The 22,180-nt window shown below is 51.7% G+C and carries 20 protein-coding genes and 1 riboswitch; of the genes, 6 read left to right on the plus strand and 14 right to left on the minus strand.

The genetic code is table 11. The annotated features are described in order from the left end of the window. The first annotated feature begins 96 nt into the window (after positions 1–96). Both AC3RPL_RS16240 and AC3RPL_RS16245 read left to right on the plus strand, forming a co-directional pair. Positions 97–432, plus strand: a complete 336-nt coding sequence (locus tag AC3RPL_RS16240) for a hypothetical protein (RefSeq protein WP_490740822.1) — start codon at positions 97–99, stop codon at positions 430–432. A gap of 344 nt (positions 433–776) precedes the next feature. Then, complete coding sequence (locus AC3RPL_RS16245; RefSeq protein ID WP_490740823.1) at positions 777–1,118, plus strand: hypothetical protein; 342 nt, start codon at positions 777–779, stop codon at positions 1,116–1,118. Between the two features lie 138 nt (positions 1,119–1,256). Here the strand turns inward: AC3RPL_RS16245 and AC3RPL_RS16250 are convergent, their stop codons facing one another. Continuing rightward, positions 1,257–2,531 carry a conjugal transfer protein TraF gene (locus AC3RPL_RS16250; RefSeq protein ID WP_490740824.1) on the minus strand — a complete coding sequence of 425 codons (1,275 nt, stop codon included), beginning with the start codon at positions 2,529–2,531 and terminating at the stop codon, positions 1,257–1,259. A gap of 475 nt (positions 2,532–3,006) precedes the next feature. Here AC3RPL_RS16250 and zur point away from each other — a divergent pair, with 475 nt between their 5' ends. Further along, complete coding sequence (gene zur, locus AC3RPL_RS16255) at positions 3,007–3,525, plus strand: zinc uptake transcriptional repressor Zur (protein ID WP_261644224.1); 519 nt, start codon at positions 3,007–3,009, stop codon at positions 3,523–3,525. A gap of 101 nt (positions 3,526–3,626) precedes the next feature. Here zur and AC3RPL_RS16260 read toward each other — a convergent pair whose 3' ends face one another. The 4 genes from AC3RPL_RS16260 to AC3RPL_RS16275 all read right to left on the minus strand — a co-directional run bounded on the left by AC3RPL_RS16260 (position 3,627) and on the right by AC3RPL_RS16275 (position 6,565). Continuing rightward, entirely contained in the window at positions 3,627–3,836 is a 210-nt protein-coding gene (locus AC3RPL_RS16260; RefSeq protein WP_034935013.1) for a CsbD family protein, read from the minus strand. Between the two features lie 232 nt (positions 3,837–4,068). Beyond that, a complete protein-coding gene (gene dinF, locus AC3RPL_RS16265) occupies positions 4,069–5,388 on the minus strand; it encodes an MATE family efflux transporter DinF (RefSeq protein ID WP_490742067.1) in 1,320 nt (439 codons plus the stop codon). 92 nt (positions 5,389–5,480) lie between these two features. Continuing rightward, positions 5,481–6,089 carry a transcriptional repressor LexA gene (lexA, locus tag AC3RPL_RS16270; RefSeq protein ID WP_034935016.1) on the minus strand — a complete coding sequence of 203 codons (609 nt, stop codon included), beginning with the start codon at positions 6,087–6,089 and terminating at the stop codon, positions 5,481–5,483. Positions 6,090–6,196: 107 nt separating this feature from the next. Beyond that, positions 6,197–6,565 carry a diacylglycerol kinase gene (locus tag AC3RPL_RS16275; RefSeq protein WP_490740825.1) on the minus strand — a complete coding sequence of 123 codons (369 nt, stop codon included), beginning with the start codon at positions 6,563–6,565 and terminating at the stop codon, positions 6,197–6,199. A gap of 128 nt (positions 6,566–6,693) precedes the next feature. Between AC3RPL_RS16275 and plsB the strand changes: the two genes are divergently transcribed. Then, complete coding sequence (gene plsB / locus AC3RPL_RS16280; protein ID WP_490742068.1) at positions 6,694–9,117, plus strand: glycerol-3-phosphate 1-O-acyltransferase PlsB; 2,424 nt, start codon at positions 6,694–6,696, stop codon at positions 9,115–9,117. A 134-nt stretch (positions 9,118–9,251) separates the two neighbouring features. On the opposite strand, the gene ubiA is transcribed toward plsB, so the two are convergent. The 9 genes from ubiA to pgi form a co-directional block, all read right to left on the minus strand. Then, positions 9,252–10,118, minus strand: a complete 867-nt coding sequence (ubiA, locus tag AC3RPL_RS16285) for a 4-hydroxybenzoate octaprenyltransferase (protein ID WP_490742069.1) — start codon at positions 10,116–10,118, stop codon at positions 9,252–9,254. 19 nt (positions 10,119–10,137) lie between these two features. After that, on the minus strand, positions 10,138–10,665 hold the full coding sequence (gene ubiC / locus AC3RPL_RS16290) for a chorismate lyase (protein ID WP_490740826.1): 528 nt from the start codon (positions 10,663–10,665) through the stop codon (positions 10,138–10,140). 190 nt (positions 10,666–10,855) lie between these two features. Then, the gene (locus tag AC3RPL_RS16295; protein WP_490740827.1) at positions 10,856–11,443 is read right to left on the minus strand and encodes a nucleoside deaminase; all 588 of its coding nucleotides are present in this window, start codon (positions 11,441–11,443) and stop codon (positions 10,856–10,858) included. Between the two features lie 157 nt (positions 11,444–11,600). Beyond that, positions 11,601–11,999 (minus strand): phosphate-starvation-inducible protein PsiE, encoded by a 399-nt coding sequence (gene psiE, locus AC3RPL_RS16300; protein WP_034935027.1) that lies wholly within the window; start codon positions 11,997–11,999, stop codon positions 11,601–11,603. A gap of 250 nt (positions 12,000–12,249) precedes the next feature. Next, positions 12,250–14,346 (minus strand): YjbH domain-containing protein, encoded by a 2,097-nt coding sequence (locus AC3RPL_RS16305; protein WP_490740828.1) that lies wholly within the window; start codon positions 14,344–14,346, stop codon positions 12,250–12,252. Then, on the minus strand, positions 14,346–15,098 hold the full coding sequence (locus AC3RPL_RS16310; protein WP_490740829.1) for a capsule biosynthesis GfcC family protein: 753 nt from the start codon (positions 15,096–15,098) through the stop codon (positions 14,346–14,348). Before AC3RPL_RS16310 ends, AC3RPL_RS16305 begins: the two co-directional genes overlap by 1 nt. Continuing rightward, the gene (locus AC3RPL_RS16315; RefSeq protein WP_490740830.1) at positions 15,095–15,742 is read right to left on the minus strand and encodes a YjbF family lipoprotein; all 648 of its coding nucleotides are present in this window, start codon (positions 15,740–15,742) and stop codon (positions 15,095–15,097) included. The genes AC3RPL_RS16310 and AC3RPL_RS16315 overlap by 4 nt, the downstream gene beginning before the upstream one ends. Positions 15,743–15,821: 79 nt before the next feature. Further along, positions 15,822–16,070, minus strand: coding sequence for an exopolysaccharide production protein YjbE (gene yjbE / locus AC3RPL_RS16320; RefSeq protein WP_034935035.1), 249 nt, complete (start codon positions 16,068–16,070; stop codon positions 15,822–15,824). 541 nt (positions 16,071–16,611) lie between these two features. Next, a complete protein-coding gene (gene pgi / locus AC3RPL_RS16325) occupies positions 16,612–18,261 on the minus strand; it encodes a glucose-6-phosphate isomerase (RefSeq protein ID WP_034935040.1) in 1,650 nt (549 codons plus the stop codon). A 217-nt stretch (positions 18,262–18,478) separates the two neighbouring features. On the opposite strand from pgi, the gene AC3RPL_RS16330 reads away from it, so the two are divergent. Together AC3RPL_RS16330 and lysC are read left to right on the plus strand one after the other, a co-directional pair. Next, a complete protein-coding gene (locus AC3RPL_RS16330; protein ID WP_490740831.1) occupies positions 18,479–20,281 on the plus strand; it encodes a cation:proton antiporter in 1,803 nt (600 codons plus the stop codon). A 54-nt stretch (positions 20,282–20,335) separates the two neighbouring features. Next, positions 20,336–20,584: riboswitch (Lysine riboswitch) on the plus strand. 95 nt (positions 20,585–20,679) lie between these two features. Beyond that, positions 20,680–22,035, plus strand: a complete 1,356-nt coding sequence (gene lysC, locus AC3RPL_RS16335) for a lysine-sensitive aspartokinase 3 (protein WP_490740832.1) — start codon at positions 20,680–20,682, stop codon at positions 22,033–22,035. Positions 22,036–22,180: the final 145 nt, after the last annotated feature.

The raw sequence follows: 22,180 nt of genomic DNA on the forward strand, positions 1-22,180 counted from the left end.
CAGGGGGTGCCTTGGGCAGTAGCGCTCAGTTTGACATCTGAATAAATACTGCTCACGATAACCTCTTAATGGAAAAACAGGGTGTAAGGGATACAAATGCCAATTCAATCATTTCGCTTTACCCGGCTCGCAGATTTACGTCAGGAAGGCGTCGGCTCTTTACATGCCTCTTTTATCTTGCTTCTCAATATAAAAGAGGATGATGTAAAAGAAGGAAAAAAATTAAACCTGTCGGCATCGCTGATATGTAATGCGGCCAGAGCATACGGTTCAGGAAAAGTTGTACCCTGGTGTAAAGTAAGAAATAACATTGACAATAAAGAATACATATTTGATGCAACAGGAAAATCATTTCTCCTTAGTCATAATAAAACACTCATTGGGAATGCTGTTTTTATTATACCTCGTAAAAAAATGTCATTCCCTCTGTAAAAGTTCAGGCGGGATACATTTTCGATACGGGATAAATCGGAACAATAGTGCCGCTCCCATCAGCATTAACTCAAACCATTTTATTACACAAATTTAATTAAACCATTATGAAAAAGACAGCAAACTTATTAACTGTTATCGCTCTTTTTTTCTGTATAAGAACATACGCTTTTCCTTACCCTGAGCTGATTGCAGATAAAAATTTACACGAAAAAGAAATTATTCGGAAGGCCTCCAGGCTTACAATGAGTCTGGTGATGGCAGAGAAATAAGACAAAGACAAAATTCTCGAAGAGTTCAGAATACTAACCATTAAAAATCCCGACAGCAGTATTATTAAGAATATGTATATAAATAATCTTATTGCTGCAAAACATTATCAGGAAGGATTGGATAATCTCAATGCCATTAACAAAGAGAATATAACGCGCACTGATTTACTTACTGAATGCATGTTGAGAGAAAAACTGGGAATTAAAGATGAAAACTGCTATAGGGAGGTTATTTTCCTTTCCGAGAAAGATAACATAGTCGACTCAGATTATATAAGTGCACTTTTTTTCTCAGATGATCAACGGTTTGAGCCTCTGAAATTAAAATTAATTAAAGAAAATAAATTTAAAGAAAGTGACTTTCTGGTATTTACCTCAGGCAAGGAAAAAATGCTCTACGAGTTTTTTCCTTAAGGTATTTTTTCGGCAGCGATAAATTTATTATCCTGCTCAAAAAAAACTCTTACGTAGTTTCAACTGATGGAAATATGCTGCTCACTCGTTGAGCGTCAGGATCTCTTTAATAGTGGGGGCGAAACGCGCCCCCATTGTTCAGAAGGTAAATGTCATCTGGGCAACCGCGCCCCATGTCCTGTCATCACCCTCCATACCAGCAAGATCCAGATGTACCTTGTTAAAGGGTGATATACCAAAGCCAGCCGTAGCCACATTCGTCTGATTAGATTTCATATCTGCCCGATAACCGGCACGCAATTGCAGCCAGCTGAGCAGACGGTATTCCGCACCAATTCCGGCATACTGACTGTCACCGACAGTTTTAAAGCCTTTTGTTGGCGTGGCATCCACATCTAACGCTGCGGTGAAACGCTCGGTATGGAAAGAGATACCCGGCGTGACCACCGGATTAATCTGGTAAGTATCCTTGAAGCCATTGACCTCTTTGGTCTCGATATCACGCGAGATCAGATTTTGGGCGCTGACACCCAGCGTCCAGTAATCTCCCAGGTCGGTCGCCATTCCGGCATCAAGGTTAAAACCGGAGTCACTGTTTTTATAGTTGCCATTGGTGAAGTCTGATTTGTCGTAGTCGTAAACAGAGGCATTGTAGTTATACAGATAAACCTTTTGTAATTTAGGTGTGACGCCGAAGGAGACCGGATGTCCGGCAATCTCAAACTCATGCGCCAGAGCGATACCATAATCATAAACAATCGCGCCAAGCCCCGTGGCAGAAGAAGTTAACGTATCCTTCGGGTTGGAGGTAGGTATTGCGCCCCCGTCAGCCACGGCCTGCAAATAGTCAATATCGCTCTGCGTCACATCAGTCGCGACATTTGCCGTGCCATAGGCTTTGGCAACAAAAGCCGCTGACAGCGTATCATTAGGGATGGTGACAGCAAATGCGGCACCCGCCGTGGCGCTTGCCTTAGACCCCTTGATAGCCCGCAACTGGCTGGCCAGATCGCCCGCTGCTGCGCGGACAGTGGCCAGATTTGCAGACAATGCGTTTAAACCAGCTAAAGTAAACGGCGTGGATGCCAGGTTATCATAAACGTCCTCGTAATGATTAACGCTGTCAGTCAGATTATCGACTTTATCAATCAGATTATTCTTATCCGTTAGCTGAGCACCTACCGCAGGAAAAATAATGCTGACATCATCTTCAGGTTTCGCTTTGGTCATCAGCGCCGGGTTCGCCAGCACCGCAGTACCATATGTTGAAGAGGCCACACCCGTGCCGCCCATGGCATCATTACGCGCATCGTAATAATTGCCCGCAGCCAGCGCACTGAGGGGAGCAAAAAAGAGAACCGGCCAGACAACAGGACGAACAGACCTGCTTAACGTACTGTATTTTTTTGCCATTTTACTTTAAACCCGTCCAGAGAAGGAATAAGTGCTCAGCGGAGGCCTGCACAGGAGACTGCCTGTATTTTGAACACAAAGGCAGCAATTCATTGCTGTGAATTAAGTAAGAATGCAGTGGTTTATCTGCTTATTGTTGTTTTATTTATCTGTTAACAGAGAGGCGAGTCAGCCATAACAACAAAGCCTGCCACGCAGGTAATCGCCTCAGATAATTAACAAAAGGTAGTCAGGATGGTCTCAGGCTGCAAATTACATTAGCAACGTTTTACAGAAATCATATGGCACTGAATTACCCGCGCCGACACATTAACAAAATTTCACCATCAACACATAACGCAAATACCCTGCATTTCTGTTGTTTAATCGGAGGGTTAGTTTTAATCAGGTGGCTTAAGATGGCCCGATGGCGGGCATTCGGTGTTTCACAGTGGGCGTGATAACATAACATTCCGATCTGGCCTGGGGGAAAACCATGAACATCAGTAGTGCTGAAAAAATCCTGGCGCAGGCAGAGACACTCTGCCAGCAACGCAATGTCAGGCTCACTCCTCAACGCCTGGAGGTACTGCGTCTGATGTGCCAGCATCAGGGGGCGATTAGCGCTTATGACCTGCTCGATTTGCTCCGCGCCAGTGAACCGCAGGCAAAACCGCCCACCGTCTATCGTGCGTTGGATTTTCTTCTGGAGCAGGGATTTGTGCATCGGGTTGAATCCACTAACAGCTATGTGGTTTGCCATCATTTTGAGCAGCCATCCCACACCTCTGCCATGTTGATTTGCGATCGCTGTGGTGCCGTGGCGGAGCAACATGCCGATGGTGTCGAAAAAATCCTCAAGTCGCTGGCCCTGCCTTCAGGATTTATTCTGACCAACAGTGTTATCGAGGCGCATGGGTTGTGTCGGGAATGCGTGGAGGTGGAAGCCTGCACCCATCAGGATGTGTGTCAGCATGATCATACGGTAACCAGCCGCAAGCGTGGACGTCAGTAGCTTTCATACTGGTAATAATAACCAGCTGGAGTGGGTGGGGACGGAGCGGAACGATGAGGGCGGCACCTTCCCTGTGCCGTTGATGAGAGAGTCAGACTATTTCAGAAGCGGTGGTTATTATGGCTTTCCCAGTCGCTAACCTCTTTCTCTGCCTGGTCTTTCGCATAGCCATAGCGTTCCTGAATTTTTCCCACAAGCTGATCGCGTTTACCTTCCACAACCGTCATATCGTCGTCAGTCAGCTTGCCCCATTTCTCTTTCACTTTACCTTTAATCTGTTTCCAGTTACCGCTGGCTTCATCTTTATTCATGGCATTATTCCTTCAATCAGATCTTAACGGATTTAGTGATATCGTCCCAGCAAAACGCTTAACAACAAAATGAAACGCTACAAAAATGCTGAACTTATGGTTAATTCTAGCTGGAATCTGGCAAACTTCCTGCGCAAAACTTCCGGAGGAATAACCTGAAAAATAAATTGGGGAAAAAATCATGAAAATAAAAGACTTGCATCAGTGCCGCATAGGGTAACAAGATATGTCATCAGGCAAACCAGCTGCTGTTCTGCCAGTGTCGTCGCCAGATTAGCCATAACGTCAGACCACGTAAAAGCAGGAAAACCGTTACCGCCAGCCACAGACCATGATTTCCCAGCAGCGGTACACTAAACAGCGTCAGACCGAAGCCAGCCGCTGCCACCACCATACCGTTACGCATCTCTCTGGCTCGTGTTGCCCCAATAAACATGCCATCAAGCAGATAGCACCAGACACCGCAAACAGGCATTAATATTTGCCAGAACAGGTAAGCATCTGCCTGCTGCCGCAATTCAGCAATTGAAGTCAGTAAAGCCACAATATGCGGGCCGGCAATGGCATATATCAGCGAAAAAAATAGCGCCACCAGTCCTGCCTGACGGCAGGCTGCATGCCATACACGCAGCAGATCCTTGCCGTCGCGGGCACCATATGCCTCACCCGAACAGGCCTCGACGGCGTAAGCAAATCCGTCCAGTGCATAGGCGGTAAAGGTCAGGAACATCAGCAGTACGGCGTTGACCGCCACCACCTCACTACCGAGGCGTGCCCCAAGAATGGTCATTGACAGAAAACACAGTTGAAGCATCAGCGAGCGCAGCATAATGTCACGATTCAGCCGCAGTAGCCGTGACAGATCGCCCTGCCATGCTGTCAGTAACATAGCCAGTGTGATGCCACGTAACCGGATCACCCGCCCTGCCATGTATAACCCGATTATCAGTGAGCAGTATTCAGCAATCACGGTTGCCATAGCAGCCCCCTGCACCCCCCACTTCAGGCCGATAACCAGCCACACATCCAGTACGATATTGACCAGGTTTCCCACCACCAGCAGGATAACCGGAGCACGGGCATACTGTACGCCCAGCAGCCAGCCCAACAGCACCAGGTTGGCGAGGGTGGCAGGGGCGCTCAGCCAGCGAATATTCAGGAACTGCACGGCCTGATGCAATACCGCAGGGTCGCCACCGATAACCGTCAGGGCAAGATGATTAAGCGGTGATTTGAACAGGATCAGGATGGTTCCGGCCATCAGCGCGATAAGTAGCGGCTGAATCAGCGCACGAGCCAGCACAGTTTTATCTCTCGCGCCAAACGCCTGAGCTGTCAGTCCGGTGGTACTCATCCGCAGAAAAAGAAACAACATAAACAGAAAGCTGGTAATGGTGGTGCCGACGGCCACACCGCCAAGATAGCTGGAATTATCAAGGTGGCCTGTCACAGCGGTATCAACCAGACCCAGCAGCGGCACGCTGACATTGGAAAGGATCATCGGCAATGCCAGCCGCCAGAGGTGCTTATCAGAGGAGCTGAATAATCGCATCATCGCCCACTGCGTAACGGATTCACCATTCAGCCCTCACTCCAGACGGAACGGTGACCAGTCAAGCTGCATGATTATTGTTGCGCGAGGCATTACAACCAGTTGCCGTTACGGATGACGCCCACTGCCAGACCTTCGATGGACAGGCTTTGCTTATTAAGATCGACAACAATCGGTTGGAATTCGTTATTTTCCGGCAAAAGATGGACCACGTTGCCCTGTTTTTTCAGACGCTTGACGGTAACTTCATCGTCAATCCGTGCCACCACAACCTGGCCGTTACGCACATCCTGCGTTTTATGTACCGCCAGCAGATCGCCATCCATAATACCGATATCTTTCATCGACATACCGCTGACACGCAGGAGAAAATCCGCCCCCGGTTTAAACAGGCCAGGATCAACCTGATAGTGCCCTTCAATATGCTGTTCGGCTAACAGCGGCTCACCGGCGGCCACACGGCCTATCAGTGGCAGACCTTCTTCTTCTTCCATCATCAAACGGATTCCCCGTGAGGCTCCGGAGACAATTTCAATCACGCCTTTACGCGCCAGAGCCTTGAGGTGTTCTTCCGCCGCATTGGGGGAGCGGAAACCAAGCCGGGTGGCAATTTCTGCCCGCGTGGGTGGCATGCCGGTCTGGTTAATGTGATCACGTATCAGGTCATAAACCTGTTGCTGCCTTGCCGTTAATGCTTTCATCCCGCCCCCTGGTTGTTTATACAGTCGACTGTGATTATATACAGGTATTTGCGCGTTGGAAACCAAAATTCAGGCAAAAAACAGTCATTTGTCAGATTATGCGAGCGCTAACGAAAATAGCTGACTAACAAGGTGACCCAGACGAAAATCGCCAGCATGATAGCCAGCAACACTGCGGCGGAGCCCATATCCTTGGCCCGGCCAGATAGCAGATGGAAGTTGCTGCCCGTCCGATCCACCACGGCTTCAATCGCGCTGTTGATCATCTCAACGATCATCACCAGCACGACAGAGCCTATCAGTAAAACACGCGTGACGGCGTCGACGTTCAGCCAGCAGGCAACGATAACCGCCACGACAGCCACTACGGCCTCCTGACGAAAAGCAGCCTCGTTCTGCCATGCGGCGCGAAGACCTTTCCATGAGTAGCCTGCTGCTTTTATGATGCGGGTCAATCCGCTGACACGGTTTGCCATAGGGGTAAAACCTTTATGTGATAATGACGTCATTAACTGGAGATAGCACATTTTGTAACACCAAAGATCTCAATGGCGCTTTCTGGTATGCTTGCGGCGTTTTGCTAACAAGAGGCTTCATATTGTCTATGTCAGGTTGGCGTAAGTTTTATTATAACATACTGAATTTACCGGTTAAATTTCTGGTAAAGAGTAAAGCAATCCCTGCTGAGCCGATTGCTGAACTGGGGCTGGACACCTCACGTCCTATTATGTATGTGCTGCCATACGATTCAAAGGCCGATCTACTGGCCCTGCGCGAGCAGTGCCGCAAGCAGGAACTCCCCGACCCGCTGGAACCTCTGGAAATCGATGGTACGGTACTGCCACGCCACGTATTTATTCATGATGGTCCCCGCGTATTCCCCTACTTTGTACCAAATCTTGAATCGGTGAAGCTGTTTCACGATTATCTGGATTTACACCGCAGTAACCCGCGTCTTGACGTGCAAATGGTGCCTGTTTCGGTGATGTTTGGCCGGGCGCCGGGCCGTGAAGTCCAGGGTGAAGAACAGCCCCATTTGCGGGTGCTGAACGGCATTCAGAAATTTTTTGCCGTACTCTGGCTGGGCCGGGACAGCTTTGTGCGTTTTTCTCCCATTGTCTCTTTGCGCCGGATGGCCACGGAGCACGGCACCGACAAAACTATTGCCCAGAAGCTGGCAAGAGTCGCGAGTATGCACTTCGCCCGCCAGCGACTGGCCGCCATCGGGCCTCGTCTGCCCGTACGTCAGGATTTATTCAACAAGCTGTTGCAGTCCAAAGCGATTGCTAAAGCAATAGAAGATGAAGCGCGCAGTAAAAAAATCTCCCGCGAGAAAGCACAGCAAAATGCCGTCGAACTGATGGAAGAGATCGCGGCCGATTTTTCTTATGAAGCTATCCGCCTGACCGACCGTGTGATGGGCTGGCTGTGGAGCAAGCTCTATCAGGGCATTAACGTCAACGGCGGTGAACGCGTGCTTCAGCTGGCGCAGGACGGACATGAAATCGTCTACGTCCCCTGCCACCGCAGCCACATGGATTATCTGCTGCTCTCCTACGTGCTCTATCATCAGGGACTGGTGCCGCCGCACATTGCCGCCGGGATCAACCTTAACTTCTGGCCCGCCGGGCCCATTTTCCGCCGCCTTGGTGCTTTCTTTATTCGCCGCACCTTCAAGGGTAATAAGCTCTATTCCACCGTATTTCGCGAATATCTCGGCGAACTGTTTACCCGTGGCTATTCCGTTGAATACTTCGTTGAAGGCGGGCGCTCCCGCACTGGCCGCCTGTTGGATCCAAAAACCGGCACGCTGTCGATGACTATCCAGGCCATGCTTCGTGGGGGTAATCGTCCTATTACCCTGGTGCCGATTTATATTGGTTATGAGCATGTGATGGAGGTGGGAACCTACGCCAAAGAGCTGCGTGGTGCGACCAAGGAGAAAGAAGGCTTTGTGCAGATGGTGCACGGCTTGCGTAAGTTGCGCAATCTCGGCCAGGGCTATGTCAACTTCGGTGAACCTCTGCCGCTGGTAAGTTATCTGAACAAGCATGTTCCGGAATGGCGTGAGGCCATTGACCCGCTGGAGTCACAACGTCCGGCGTGGCTGACGCCAGCGGTAAACGATATCGCTCAGCGGGTGATGGTGCGGATCAACAATGCCGGGGCAGCCAACGCCATGAACCTGTGTGTAACGGCACTGCTCTCTTCACGTCAGCGCTCACTGACCCGCGAGCAGATGATCGATCAATTAAGCTGCTATACCCAGCTGATGCGCAATGTGCCTTATTCGCCAGATGCAACGGTGCCAGAGATGACGCCAGAGAAGCTGCTGGATCATGCTCTGGGGATGAATAAGTTCGAAATTGAGCAGGATAACATTGGTGAAATCATTGTATTGCCACGCGAGCAGGCGGTACTGATGACCTACTACCGTAACAATATTCACCATATGCTGGTGATGCCTTCGGTCATCGCCGTGATCCTGATGCAACATCGCGAGATAACCCGTGCCGAACTGCTCCGTCAGGTCAGCGTCATTTATCCGATGCTGAAAACTGAGCTGTTCCTGCGTTGGGAAAAAGAAGCGCTGCCATCCTTACTGGATGCGCTGGTCAGTGAGATGGCCCGACAGAATCTGCTGAATGCCGATGAACATACCCTGCGTCTGAGCACCTTGCGTTTCCATACGTTGCAACTCCTCGCCGCCGGAGTGCGGGAGACGCTGCAACGCTACGCTATTACCTTTTCAATCCTCAGCGCTAATCCATCCATTAATCGTGGCACGCTGGAAAAAGAGAGCCGCACTATGGCTCAGCGTTTATCGGTGCTGCACGGGATTAATGCGCCTGAATTCTTCGACAAAGCGGTGTTTTCCACGCTGGTACTGACGCTGCGTGATGAGGGTTATATCAGTGATACCGGTGATGCGTTGGTTGAACAGACGCAAAAGGTTTACCAGATGCTGGCAGATTTGATTACTCAGGAAGTCAGAATGACCATTGAGAGTGCGGTGGCACACGAATAGGCGTTGAGCGCAGGCTGAGCGCGCAGTGCCTCAGCCCGGCCAGTACATCAAGCTGAGGCTCGCACGCCAGGGACGGCACCATCGACGGACAATTCTTTTTCATCCGACGTTAACCCTCCCTTAACCGTGGCTACTCACAGCCAGCCTGCAACAGGCCCTGTACTCAGTGCAATGCCAACAAACAGCACCAGTCCGACGTAATTATTATTGAGAAAAGCCTGGAAACAGGCATCCCGATCCCGACCGACGATCAGCCTTTGTTGGTGAATAAACAAGGTGCCAGCCAGCAAAACTGACCAGTAAAACGCCCCACCCAGCTGCATCATCCAGCCCGTCAGCGCCATCAGCATCAGTGTGGCAAATTGCAGTAAGCCAATAATCAGCTTGTCAAAACGACCAAATAAAATGGCGGTGGATTTTACGCCAATACGTAAATCATCATCACGGTCCACCATCGCATACTGAGTGTCATACGCCACCGTCCAGCAGATATTGGCGAAGAATAACAGCCAGCAGGCAAGTGGCACAGACTCACTCACCGCCGCCCAGCCCATTGGAATAGCCCAGCCGAACGCCGCGCCCAGCACCACCTGTGGCAGGTGGGTGTAACGCTTCATAAAAGGATACATCCAGGCCAGAGCCAGACCACCAAACGATAACCAGATGGTCATCGCATTCATGGTCAACACCAGACAGAATGAAATCAGTACCAGCCCGGCAAATAACCAGCGGGCCTCTCTGGAGGTGACGGCACCGCTGGGCAGCGGGCGTGAGCGGGTGCGTTTAACATGACCATCAATTTTACGGTCGGCAAAATCATTCACCACGCAACCAGCGGCACGCATAAAAAAAACGCCCAGCACAAAGACCAGCAGTATGTTTAGCGGCGGGATTTTCCCCCCTGCCAGCCACAGCGCCCACAGTGTCGGCCACAGCAGCAGCAGCGAGCCGATAGGCTTATCGATACGCATCAGACGGCTGTATGCCTGAAATTTATTTATTGGCAGACTTCTTTCCACGCTACAGGCTCCCTTCCGCCAGCTCCGGCCAGTACAACGGCGCAGGCGGTAAAAACAGTTCGGTCAGTAATAAAGGCTTGCCGGAAAGACGTAAACGCGAACGACGCCCCCACAGCCCCTCCACCTGACCCGGCTCAATAAAATCGCGCGTCAGCGTTGATGAAGCAAACAGATAGCGGCCCAGGGGACGTGTTCCCAGTCGTTGCAGCATCTGCTCCGGGCCATTGAGCGTCGATTCTGGCACGACGGTGCGACCAGCCAGCCACGGCACATCGTCGCCACAGAGAAGGATTTCCCGCAGCCAGTAACGCGGCTCCTGCGGCAGCAGCGCCCCTTCTTCCCCCAACTGGACGGCACTGATAAATCCCTCATGCTGTACCTTTACCGAAACCTGCTGGCAATGGTTTTCGAAGCGACGGGTCATGGAATCCTCCTCCAGCAGCCATTCAAGTAGCGCCGTGGTCAACAGGGGGGAGGATACGGGTAGCCATGCGAGGGCGCGCAGTTGCAACAGCGCGTTATCGTTCATTGGCTTCTCCGGAAAATAGACAGGGGGTCACAGTGTAGCGTAGTGCGCAGCCGAGAACACCTGGCGTTAAACAGAATTTTAAGGCGTGGATTTTTCTGCCAACGGCTCGTTGCTTCCCCCATTACATCCGCGCTGGCAGGTATAACGCCGCTAAGCAGGCGTTATTTCGCCGCGATAACCGGGAGGATTATCAGGACCGCGTCCGTTGATCAAACAGATTGTCTGTCTGTGTCGCCAGTACACCACTAATCAGCGCCACGGGTTGATAAAACTCTCGCGCCCTGAAAGCAACTTCAGCTGCCGGGATATCAATCTGCCCAATACCTGATGCGCGAATTTTTTGCACCGAACTGGCCCAGACAACCCGCTTTATCCCTGCCCATGCAATGGCAGACATGCACATATAACAGGGTTCTCCCGTAGTGTAAAGCGTCATCTGCTGCCATCCCTGGTTACCGTGTTTGTGGACATAGTCGTTAATTGCCACCATTTCGCCGTGAAATGTCGGATTCTCAGCACCGGTATTTACCCCTTCGCTGAAGATTTTTCCTGACTGAAGATCGGCAATGATTGCGCCAAAGGGATAAGCAGGATTTTTAGCCGCCTGAGCGATCGCCTTTTGCATAAAAAACTCATGCTGTTGCCGCTCTTTCGCCGACAGCTCTTCCGCCTTACGCACCGAAGACACGGTGACGCTTTTAGCCTGAGCCAGCAAAGGTAATGAGCAACATAATCCACTAAACAGCGTCACAAAATTTCGGCGGGAGAAATCACGCATCGGTTGCTCCGTTGATGTCAGGCAGGGCTGTCTGCGGAAGATAAATATAGCACTGAAGTGTGAACAGCCTGATTGCTCAGCACGCCGTTAACCGGCTTACTGAGCCGCATAGCCGGGCTGACACTGTTTAACAGTTCAGCTCGAAGGAAAGAGAGAATTATTCGCGCTTCAGTCGGTTGCTGTTCGCCAGCCAGAGCGTAAAGACCAGGATGAGGATGGCGATGGAGTAGGCCAGCGTATCAAAGGGATTCTTATGATCGACGATAATCAACCGGATAATAGCGGTAATGCCAATGTAGACAAAATAGCGCAGCGGGAAGTGATAGCCTGACTGAAAATATTTAACAATCAAGGCGATGAATTCGAAATAGAGGAAATAGATGACGATTCCTTCAATCAGCAGATAAGACGAGGTCTGCTCACCGGTATTCAGTAATACATTAGCCAGATGGTAAGTTTCTTTGCCCAGAAAAACAGCCAGAATACAGGCCAGAATAATCAGGCCAATATTCAGCACCATCTGTAAAACCCAGGCAATTCGCGTGGCGGTAATCATGCAAAACAATCCTCAGAAGTCACGGTAATCGTCAGGATTCTCCCGACCCGTACACTATGCTTTAGCGTGATGAAGTTCACAAGTTTTTGCGAGATGCCCGGCGGTGTAGCCACTGGCGGCATCCTCAGCCCATAAAAAGGGCTGACAAATAAAGAAAAACCCCATGTAAAAACATGGGGTTGGTCACGGCGGCGAAAGCCTGCCTTAATTATTCCAGCAAGCAATGTGCTGGCAGCGCACTTTTAGCACTTTAACGGAAGTTCTTATCCCGATCGCTGGTCATATCATACAGCTGGTATTTGCGACCCAACATCTGACCACCGTCACGCGTCAGCGGCGTCCAGTTGACCTGCGCACGTCCACGGGTTGGCGTGGTGGTAAACAGATCCATTGGAATCGAGATGTAGAAGCCTTTGGTGAAATCGCCCTCGCCGTACTCCTGCGCGGAAACATTGGTTTTAGTCGCATAAGCGCCGACCATAATGCCGCTGTCAAACTGGCGTGAGACATCAATCGTCACCCCTTTATCTTCCGCCAGATACTGGCCGACGCTGGCCTTCACCAATACCTGATGGTTGAAGAACGAAGGCCGCCAGTAAGCGGTCAGGTTACCGACTTTGGCCGTATAGTCGGTGAACTGCATCATATTGTCCCAGTCACGCTGCTTGACGTAGTTGGCATCAACACCCAACGCCCAGTCAGAATCAAGCGGACGATACAGCACCTCGCCACCCACACCACCGTACATCGTTTCCAGATAGCCGCCATAAACCTGACCATAGAAGCCGTTACCCAGCTCGTGCATGTAATTGGCCTGGAGGTTATTGACGTAGACGTTGTTCTCGACGTAGTCGCGGATATGGGTTCGCACACGCGGCAGCGTTGAATCGGTTGGCGTACCGTTATAGCTGAACTTATCGTAGTTGTTCGCCAGGTTGGCGAATACGCTGCCGTCCAGCAGCAGATGATTAGTTACCCAGTAGTTGGCATTCCCCATCACACCCAGCTGATACAGGTAGAAACTTTCCGGACCACCCACAGACTGGTTGAGCACCGGAGAAAGGCCGTAGTTAAAATCGTCAGGATCAATATGATATTCCTGCTCGGTGCGGCCCGGGTCGACCGGCTCCACCCGCTGCTGATCCAACGTTTTCTCTTTGCCGAGCGGATAACCTTCCAGCTGCTGACGCAGGCTGTCAACGCGGGTGACGGTGGTCACCTGCGGCATACGGTTTCGGGTTTCGGTCACGTTCAGCGTATCGATGTTCTGCGGCAGATGATTCATCAGGATCACATTCGCACGATCGATGCCTTCCTGAGTATTGCGATACTTCGACTGTTGCCCGGTGACATACAGGGTGTTGCCTTTCACCTGCATATTTGGCGCGTTAAGACCGGCGTTGTACTTCAAATCGGTCAGTTGCTCTGCGGCCACCGTGGGCTGAAGGAAATTATCCTGTGGCTGCGGCTTGTAAGCAGGTTTAGCTAAATCGGCCGATGCAGAGCGCAAATCGTTAAAGTTTGAACGCAGCGTGAAGCCAGCCATAAAGGTGTTCCCGCGCTCGTAGCTGACATTCACGTCCGCCCAGTCAGTCAGACGATAAATTGCCCCAACGTTAACTTTGCTTTTTTGCTCAAGACGACCGGCAAAGTCATCCTGGTAGTTATTGCCTTCATATTCCACTTTCAGACGCAGCGGCTGCCACGGCGTCTGATACTCAATTCCGCCAAATAACGCTGCCGGGCCTTTGAACATATCTTTGCCGTTGACCGATCCTGCCGTGCCACTGCTGTCTGAACGGTAACAGTAGCTGCTGTCAGCCTGGCAGAATGGGTTTTTCACCGTGCCGCTGTTGCCAAGGTAGCCAAATCCCAGTCCGAGGGTGAAATCAAACGGTCCCCAGGCTTTGGTTGCCACAAAATATTCGCTGTCAAACAGGCCAGTACCGCCCAGATCACGCGCCCCTACCGACACCTCCGGCAGCCAGTACCCTTCCTGCCACAGACGGACTTTCAGGTCGAAAGCCTTATCTTTATAGGTCTGACTACCGCTGAAGCTTTCTACTGCACTGTAGCGACGGGTTTTGACATCGGTATAGCGGATGGTGGCTTCAAGCCAGGGAAACAGCTGCACCGATGAGGAGTAAAAACGGTACTGATCGTTGTAACGGTAGTTCAGGCTGAATTCGCCATCCTTCGCCATTCTCGCAGTGGGCACCTGTAGCAGCCCCACGCCGCCAAAATCAGACTGCGAAGGACCAACAGGATCGGCAAAGGTGTCGGCATGAGCCTGGCACGCGCAAGCCACGGAAATCGCCAGCAGGCTGAAAAGATAGGTTTTTTTCATCAGTCAGGGATCCGGTGCGTCAGAACAGAAATAATCTGCTGGTTAAGATCTTCATACTGGCTGGGCAGCGACCAGGAAGAGAAACCAAGGTAAATGATGCTGCCAGCTTCTGGCTCTGTGTGGCGATGGTTCCAGTAAGCGACCGGCACCTGCGACACTTCACCTGAAGGCGCAATGACCGTGGCGACATTACGCTCCGCACCGCTAAGCCGCTGATGCTCATCAAGATAGTCAACCACCGTACGCCCCGGTAACCACGGCGCTTTGCCACTGCCGCTGACCAGTCCGGCAACCATCAGGGTGGTCGGTTTTTGCAGGGTGTAGACGCTGTATTCCCCTTCCAGACGGCGATTGTCCGCCGCGCGCACCCGCACCCAGTCAGGGTCGAGATTAGCAATCTGCCGCCCGGTGACTTTCACTGCGGCTACCTGCTGCCGGACGTTATCGACAATCGCGGCTTTATCGGCATCATCATCTGCCCGTAATTCAGCGCTCCAGCCTTGCAGCCGGGCCAGCAGTTGCTGCTGCTGCACCGCCACCGCCGTTGCCAGTTTTTCTGCGATCACCGTTCCCGGCCACCAGGTTCTGCCCATCAGCGCTGGGCTGGTCACCAGTTGCGCAAGATTCTGGGCATGGCTGACCACGGCGGTTTGGGTTTGTCCCGGATAAAAGACGGTCACCTGGCTTTCGGCAGACACCTGCGACGACGCACCAAGCACCATTCCTGCGAGAAGATAGGTTATTTTTTTCATGATTTCGCGGGCTTCAAGATGATGGTTTCAACGGAGAAATCAGCCCCACCCAGCATCTGCTGCGACTGACGAACCTGTCCTGTAGTGGTATCGAACCAGAAGGTATTGCTCCAGGACTTGCCACTCTCCGGTAGTGTGACCTGCTCCTGCCAGACGCGGCAGGCGACTTTTTTACCGGCCAGATCCAGCACCTGATCATCCTTGCGGGTGAAATGTGATACGGCGGTGGCAGAGCGGAAGTGTCCGGCCTCGGTCCAGCTCAGTGTGCTGGTCCAGCTGGCTCCCTCACGTAGCTGCAATGGAGCAGACAGCGGGTCCTGACCGGCGTTAGTTATGCTGACCAGATTGTCATTGAGTCCCAGCGTTTTCACCACGCGGCCATGCTGGGTGACCAGCACTGACTGGTCACGGGTGATCCATTTTTGCTGACCATTTTCATCGAAGCCCAGCACCACAAAGATACGCTGCCCGTCATTCAGGCGCAGATACATGCTGGCATAAGGAAGGTTATCTATCTGTTCGCTGCTCACTTCAACATCATCTGGCCCGAGCAGCGCGAGTTCGACAGTATCGGTAAGTCCTTTTTGCGTCTGAGTACAGGCCTGCAAACACAGGCATAAAAGCAACAGTGGTATATAGCGCACCGGAGTGGATCCCTGAGCAAAGTCTGACAATGTCAAAAAATAACCACACAATTGTGTGGTTATGATTAATTTACCGAACTTAACGAGTCGTGCCCGTGGTGGTTGTGGTAGTGGTTCCGGTATTAGAACCGTTACCGCCGCTGCTTGCTGCCAGCGCTACACCGACCAGTGCGCCAAGCGCACCCACACCCACCGCGGTTGAGGTGCCGGCGGAAAGCGTTCCCGCCGTTGCGCCTGCTGCACTTCCTGCCTCTTCAGGCGCGGCGAACGCAGCAGAAGCTCCCGCTAAGTACACTATGGCTGCAACAGCACATATGACTTTTTTCATAACATTTTCCCTTCATTAAATGAATGGATACTCAACCTGAAGGGTTTCAGGCGCGTTCAGTATAAGGCAATAAATTACCAGAATTCATGGCAGAACAATGAAGGTTGGAAGCGGATTAATTCTGATTAAAATAAAGTTTTTTTGGCAGTTTTAAGCGTATTCATAATAATTACGGCAATGTAATAGCATGAATTACTGTAATGAGCTGGTATACCAGTCACACCGACTAATAACCTTACTTAGTGTGCAAAATATATTAATTATGGAGGAAATCCGCGCAAAAACAATAAAAAAATCATATATATCAAACCATTAACCCATCGTAATATCGTAATAAGATCGGTCCGAAAAGGGTAATGTTTCAGAATTATCTTGTTATAAATCCAGCTATTGCAATAAATTTTAAGATTTTTCTCAGGAATAAGTCATCAGATGAATTTATCAGCATTCAGATATATTGGCGATTTTTTTCTGCGCATCAAAAAGGGCCGTTGCTATCGCATCCGGCCCTGAAAATAATTAATTCATCTCTGGCAAAAGATTATGCGCGCCAGTTTTTGTAACGATTGATCAGACCATTAGTCGAGCTGTCGTGGCTGGTCACCTGCTCACCACCAGAAAGCTCTGGCAGAATGCGGTTAGCCAGCTGTTTACCTAATTCGACACCCCACTGATCAAAAGTAAAGATGTTAAGGATGGCCCCCTGGGTGAAGATTTTATGCTCATACAGGGCGATTAACGCGCCCAAGCTGTATGGCGTGATATCACGCAGCAGGATCGAGTTAGTTGGGCGGTTGCCTTCAAAGACTTTAAATGGCACCACATGTTCAACCGACTTCGCATCTTTACCAGCATCGGCAAACTCTTTCTCCACCACTTCGCGTGATTTACCAAAGGCCAGCGCTTCGGTTTGCGCAAAGAAGTTTGACAGCAGCTTGTCATGATGATCGCCCAACTGATTATGGCTAATCGCCGGGGCAATAAAGTCACAGGGAACCAGCTTGGTGCCCTGATGGATAAGTTGGTAAAACGCATGCTGTCCGTTGGTGCCGGGTTCTCCCCAGATAATCGGGCCGGTCTGCCAGGTTACCGGAGAGCCATTGCGGTCAACGTATTTACCGTTGGACTCCATATTTCCCTGCTGGAAATAAGCCGCGAAGCGGTGCATATACTGGTCGTAGGGCAGAATGGCTTCGGTTTCAGCACCAAAGAAATTGTTATACCAGATGCCAATCAGCGCGAGGGTTACCGGCAGATTCTGCTCCACTGGCGTGCTGGAGAAGTGCTTGTCCATCGCATGTGCGCCGCCGAGCAACTGCTCGAAATTGTCAAAGCCAATTGACAGAATGATCGACAGGCCAATAGCGGACCACAAGGAATAACGTCCACCCACCCAGTCCCAGAATTCGAACATGTTTGCGGTGTCGATACCAAACTCACCGACAGCTTTGCCATTGGTGGAGAGTGCCGCAAAATGCTTTGCCACATGCTTTTCATCACCGGCCGTTTGCAGGAACCAGTCGCGGGCGCTGTGCGCATTGGTCATGGTCTCCTGCGTGGTAAAGGTTTTCGACGCAACCAGGAACAGCGTGGTTTCCGGACTGAGATCCTTAACCGTTTCAGCAATGTGCGTGCCGTCCACGTTAGAGACAAAATGCATGTTCAGGTGATTTTTATAGGGCCGCAACGCCTCGGTGACCATAAAGGGGCCCAGATCGGAACCCCCAATACCAATGTTCACCACGTCGGTGATTGCTTTGCCGGTGTAGCCTTTCCACTCGCCGCTGATGATGCGCTGAGAAAACGACTTCATTTTCTCCAGAACCGCATTCACCTCTGGCATCACATCTTTGCCATCCACCTTAATCGGCGTGTTGCTGCGATTGCGCAGAGCAACATGCAGCACGGCCCGGTCTTCAGTACGGTTAATTTTTTCGCCGGAAAACATTGACCTGATGGCACCCTGTAAATCAGTTTCTTTCGCCAGATCCTGTAACTTACTGAGCGTTTCGCGGGTGATACGGTTTTTCGAGTAGTCCACCAGCATCTGGTCGTCGAAGGTGGCAGAGAAGGTGCTGAATCGATCGCTGTCGCTGGCGAAGAGATCGGCTATCTGCACATCTTTCATCTGCTCAAAATGCTGCTCCAGGGCCTGCCAGGCAGCGGTTTGTGTCGGATTAATACTTTTCATAGCAACACACTCTTTTTCAATTGAGAACCGTAAGTCAAACCGGACGCCATGTTACCTGTTGCGAGCCATTAGCTCCCCTTTTCCTGCAACAGGTTACAGCTATCAGACGAGAGAATTTCTCTCGTTTTGTCCGGGGCTATTTATAATTCAGTCGGCGTGGAGACGATCCGCTCAGCGTTTCAGTATGACCACACTTACTGTCGAAAGGAAAAATTTTATGGCGATGTCTGCCCCACTGCTGTTGATAATCATTGGATTAAGTTCGCTGGTAGCCCAGTGGCTGGCGTGGCTGCTGCGTCTTCCGGCTATTTTACCTCTGCTGGTTTTCGGCATTGTCCTGGGACCGGTCGGACATATTCTGCAACCCGATGCCCTGTTTGGCTCGCTGCTGTTTCCGCTGGTCTCCTTGTCGGTGGCGATCATTCTGTTTGAGGGCGCGCTGACATTACGCTTCGAAGAAATACGCGGTCTGGGAAAGGTCGTGCGTAATCTGGTTTCCATCGGGATGCTGATAACCTTTCTGATCATTGGTCTGGCTTGCCGGATATTGCTGGATTTTCCTGCGGAACTCGCAGCCCTGGTGGGTGCCGTCACCGTGGTGACCGGCCCTACCGTTATCGCGCCCCTGATGCGTGTGGTTCGACCAAAGAAAGCGATCAATCAGGTGTTGCGTTGGGAAGGCATCGTCATCGATCCGGTAGGGGCCATTTTTACGCTTTTGGTATTCGAATTCATTGTGCTTCAGCAAAAAGCTGAATCGTTAACGCATTTACTGTGGACCTTAAGTCTGACCACTGCAACCGGCCTTATCACAGGCGCGCTGTTCGGCTGGCTGATGGGCCTGGCGTTGAAAAGGGTCTGGCTGCCCGGCTATCTGCGAAACTTCGCGGTGCTGGCGGTGATGCTCACCGCTTTTGGCCTGTCGAACGAGCTGGCGGACGAGTCCGGCCTGCTGACGGTGACGGTGATGGGGATCTGGCTGGCAAATATGCGTGGTGTCGATCTCAGCGAAATCATCGCCTTCAAAGAAGAACTCTCCGCTCTGCTGATCTCGGCCCTGTTTATTATTCTGGCAGCCCGCCTGGATTTGAACGCACTGGTGGCGATGGGCTGGCCGCTGGCAGGCCTGCTGCTGATGGTGCAGTTTGTAGCCCGCCCGTTGTGTATTGCCGTTTCAACCTTTCGATCGTCACTACACTGGCGCGAACGCTTGCTGCTCAGTTGGATCGCGCCACGTGGCATTGTGGCAGCCGCAGTCAGCTCTCTGTTTGCTCTGACGCTGGAGAAAACCGGCTATGCCGGGGCGGACAGGCTGGTTACGGTGGTGTTTGCAGTGATTATCGGCACCGTGGTGCTGCAAAGCCTGACCAGTTCTGTGCTGGCCCGCCTGTTGCGGGTACAACAGCGTGAACCTCGCGGCATATTGATTACTGGCGCTAACAGCGTTGCGCGGGCATTGGCAGCCGCGCTGCAAAAGCTGGATATCCCGGTGCTGCTGACTGACAGTAGCTGGGAACAGTACCGGCTGGCGAGAATGGAGGGGATTCCCGCTTATTATGGCAACGCCTGGTCAGATCATGCGGAGAATTTTCTCGACCTGAGCGAAACGTCACAGGTGATTGCCCTTTCACCTGATCGTCATCAGAATGCCCTGGCGGTGTACCATTTCAGCCATATCTTTGGTGATGAAAACGTGGCTGCTATCCGTTCCGGCGCACCATTAAAGGGACGCCGGGATACTGAAAGCCCGCGCTTTCATCGTCATGAGGTGCTGTTTGGCCAGGAGCAAAGTTATGCCCAACTCAGCAGCCTGCTGGCGAAAGGCGCGGTGATCAAAGCCACTCAGTTGAACGAAAATTTCGGCTGGCTGGCGTATCTGGAAAAAAATCAGGGTGTCATTCCGCTGTTTGTAGAGGAGAAGGGTGTGCTGAAAATGGTACGCGGTGAAAGTACGCCAACGCTTCCCTGTACGCTGGTCGCTCTGGTGCAAAATGAACCCCATACAGACGACAGTAATTGACAGCGGCAGCATAAACGGCTATTTGTAGTCGGCTTGTTGCGCATCCTGGATGCGCATGCCAGAAGAGGCGCGTCGCCCAGGCAGTGTGTTGGAGGAACCGAATCCGCAGATAACACATCAGGGGGTGCGACGCCGAGGTACAAACCACGCGGGTGGTAAGTATCGGCTACAGGGGCTGAATCCCCTGGGTTGTCACCAGGATCGGTTCAACAGTTGGACGATCCCTACCTGATTCACCTGGGTCGCAGCTCAACGTTGCCGCCGCGGGTGTTCGGGTCAACAAGGTGGGGCGCTTCTGGGTGACTCGTAGTAAAACCCTTTTCTACGTCTACCCCGTTTCTGCTCTTTCCTTGTGCCAAGGCTGATGGAATCTAACCTGACACGAGGTATGTCAACACATGTCCCAATCTTCATTAATCGTGGCGAAATTTGGCGGTACCAGCGTTGCCGATTTTGCCGCGATGAATCGCAGCGCCGATGTGGTGCTGATGGACCCGAATGTACGCCTGGTGGTGCTTTCAGCTTCCGCCGGGGTCACCAATTTGCTGGTATCGCTGGCGGATGGACAGGAGCAGGAGCAACGTGCTTATCTGCTGGACGAAATTCGCCGTATCCAGTACGCAATCATTGACCAGCTGACGCAGCCGGATGTCATCCGCGAAGAAATCGATCGCCTGCTGGAAAACATCACCATGCTCTCCGAAGCCGCTGCGCTGGCGACATCCACCGCGCTGACTGACGAACTGGTCAGCCACGGTGAGCTGATGTCCAGCCTGCTGTTCGTCGAGGTATTGCGGCAGCGCAAGGTCGCTTCCGGATGGTTCGATGTGCGTAAAGTGATGCGCACCAGCGACCGTTTTGGTCGTGCTGAACCCGATGTGTCACAGCTGGCAGAGCTGGCACGCACCCAGTTGGCTCCACGCCTTGCGCAAGAACTGATTGTGACGCAGGGCTTTATCGGCAGCGAAGCGAAAGGCCGCACCACCACCCTGGGCCGTGGCGGCAGCGACTATACGGCGGCACTGCTGGGTGAAGCACTGCATGCCAGCCGTATCGATATCTGGACCGATGTGGCGGGCATTTACACCACCGATCCTCGGGTGGTCCCCGCCGCTAAGCGCATTGACGAAATCACCTTTGAAGAAGCGGCGGAGATGGCCACCTTTGGGGCAAAAGTACTGCACCCGGCGACGCTGCTGCCTGCGGTGCGCTGCAATATTCCGGTTTTTGTCGGCTCCAGCAAAGATCCTGCCGCAGGCGGCACCCGCGTCTGTAATCAGATGCAGAATCCACCGCTGTTCCGGGCGCTGGCCCTGCGCCGCAAGCAGACGCTGTTGACGCTGCACAGCCTGAATATGCTCCACGCGCGTGGCTTCCTGGTTGAAGTGTTCGATATCCTGGCGCGCCACAATATTTCTGTGGACCTGATTACCACCTCAGAGGTCAGCGTCGCCTTAACGCTGGATACCACTGGCTCTACCTCAACCGGTGATAGCCTGCTGACTCAGGCACTGCTGACCGAACTCTCGTCGCTTTGCCGGGTTGAGGTGGAAGAGAACCTGGCGTTGATTGCTATTATTGGCAACAACCTCTCCAAAGCCTGCGGTGTCGGAAAAGAAGTGTTTGGCGTACTGGAACCTTTTAATTTGCGGCTGATTTGTTACGGTGCCAGCAGTTATAATTTGTGTTTTCTTGTTCCGGGTAATGATGCTGAACAGGTGGTGCAGACGCTACATCATAATTTATTTGAATAGCGTCAAAAATTATTCTGACCGGGCCTGGCCCGGTTTTTTTATTAATTTTGTAATATTCCCGCCGCCGCTTCTTTATTATTTTGTTAATAACAAGACCAGTTGTTGCAATAAATAATCTTATCTTCACATCGAATAATCCTTAATT

Source organism: Erwinia papayae (genome assembly GCF_058241465.1).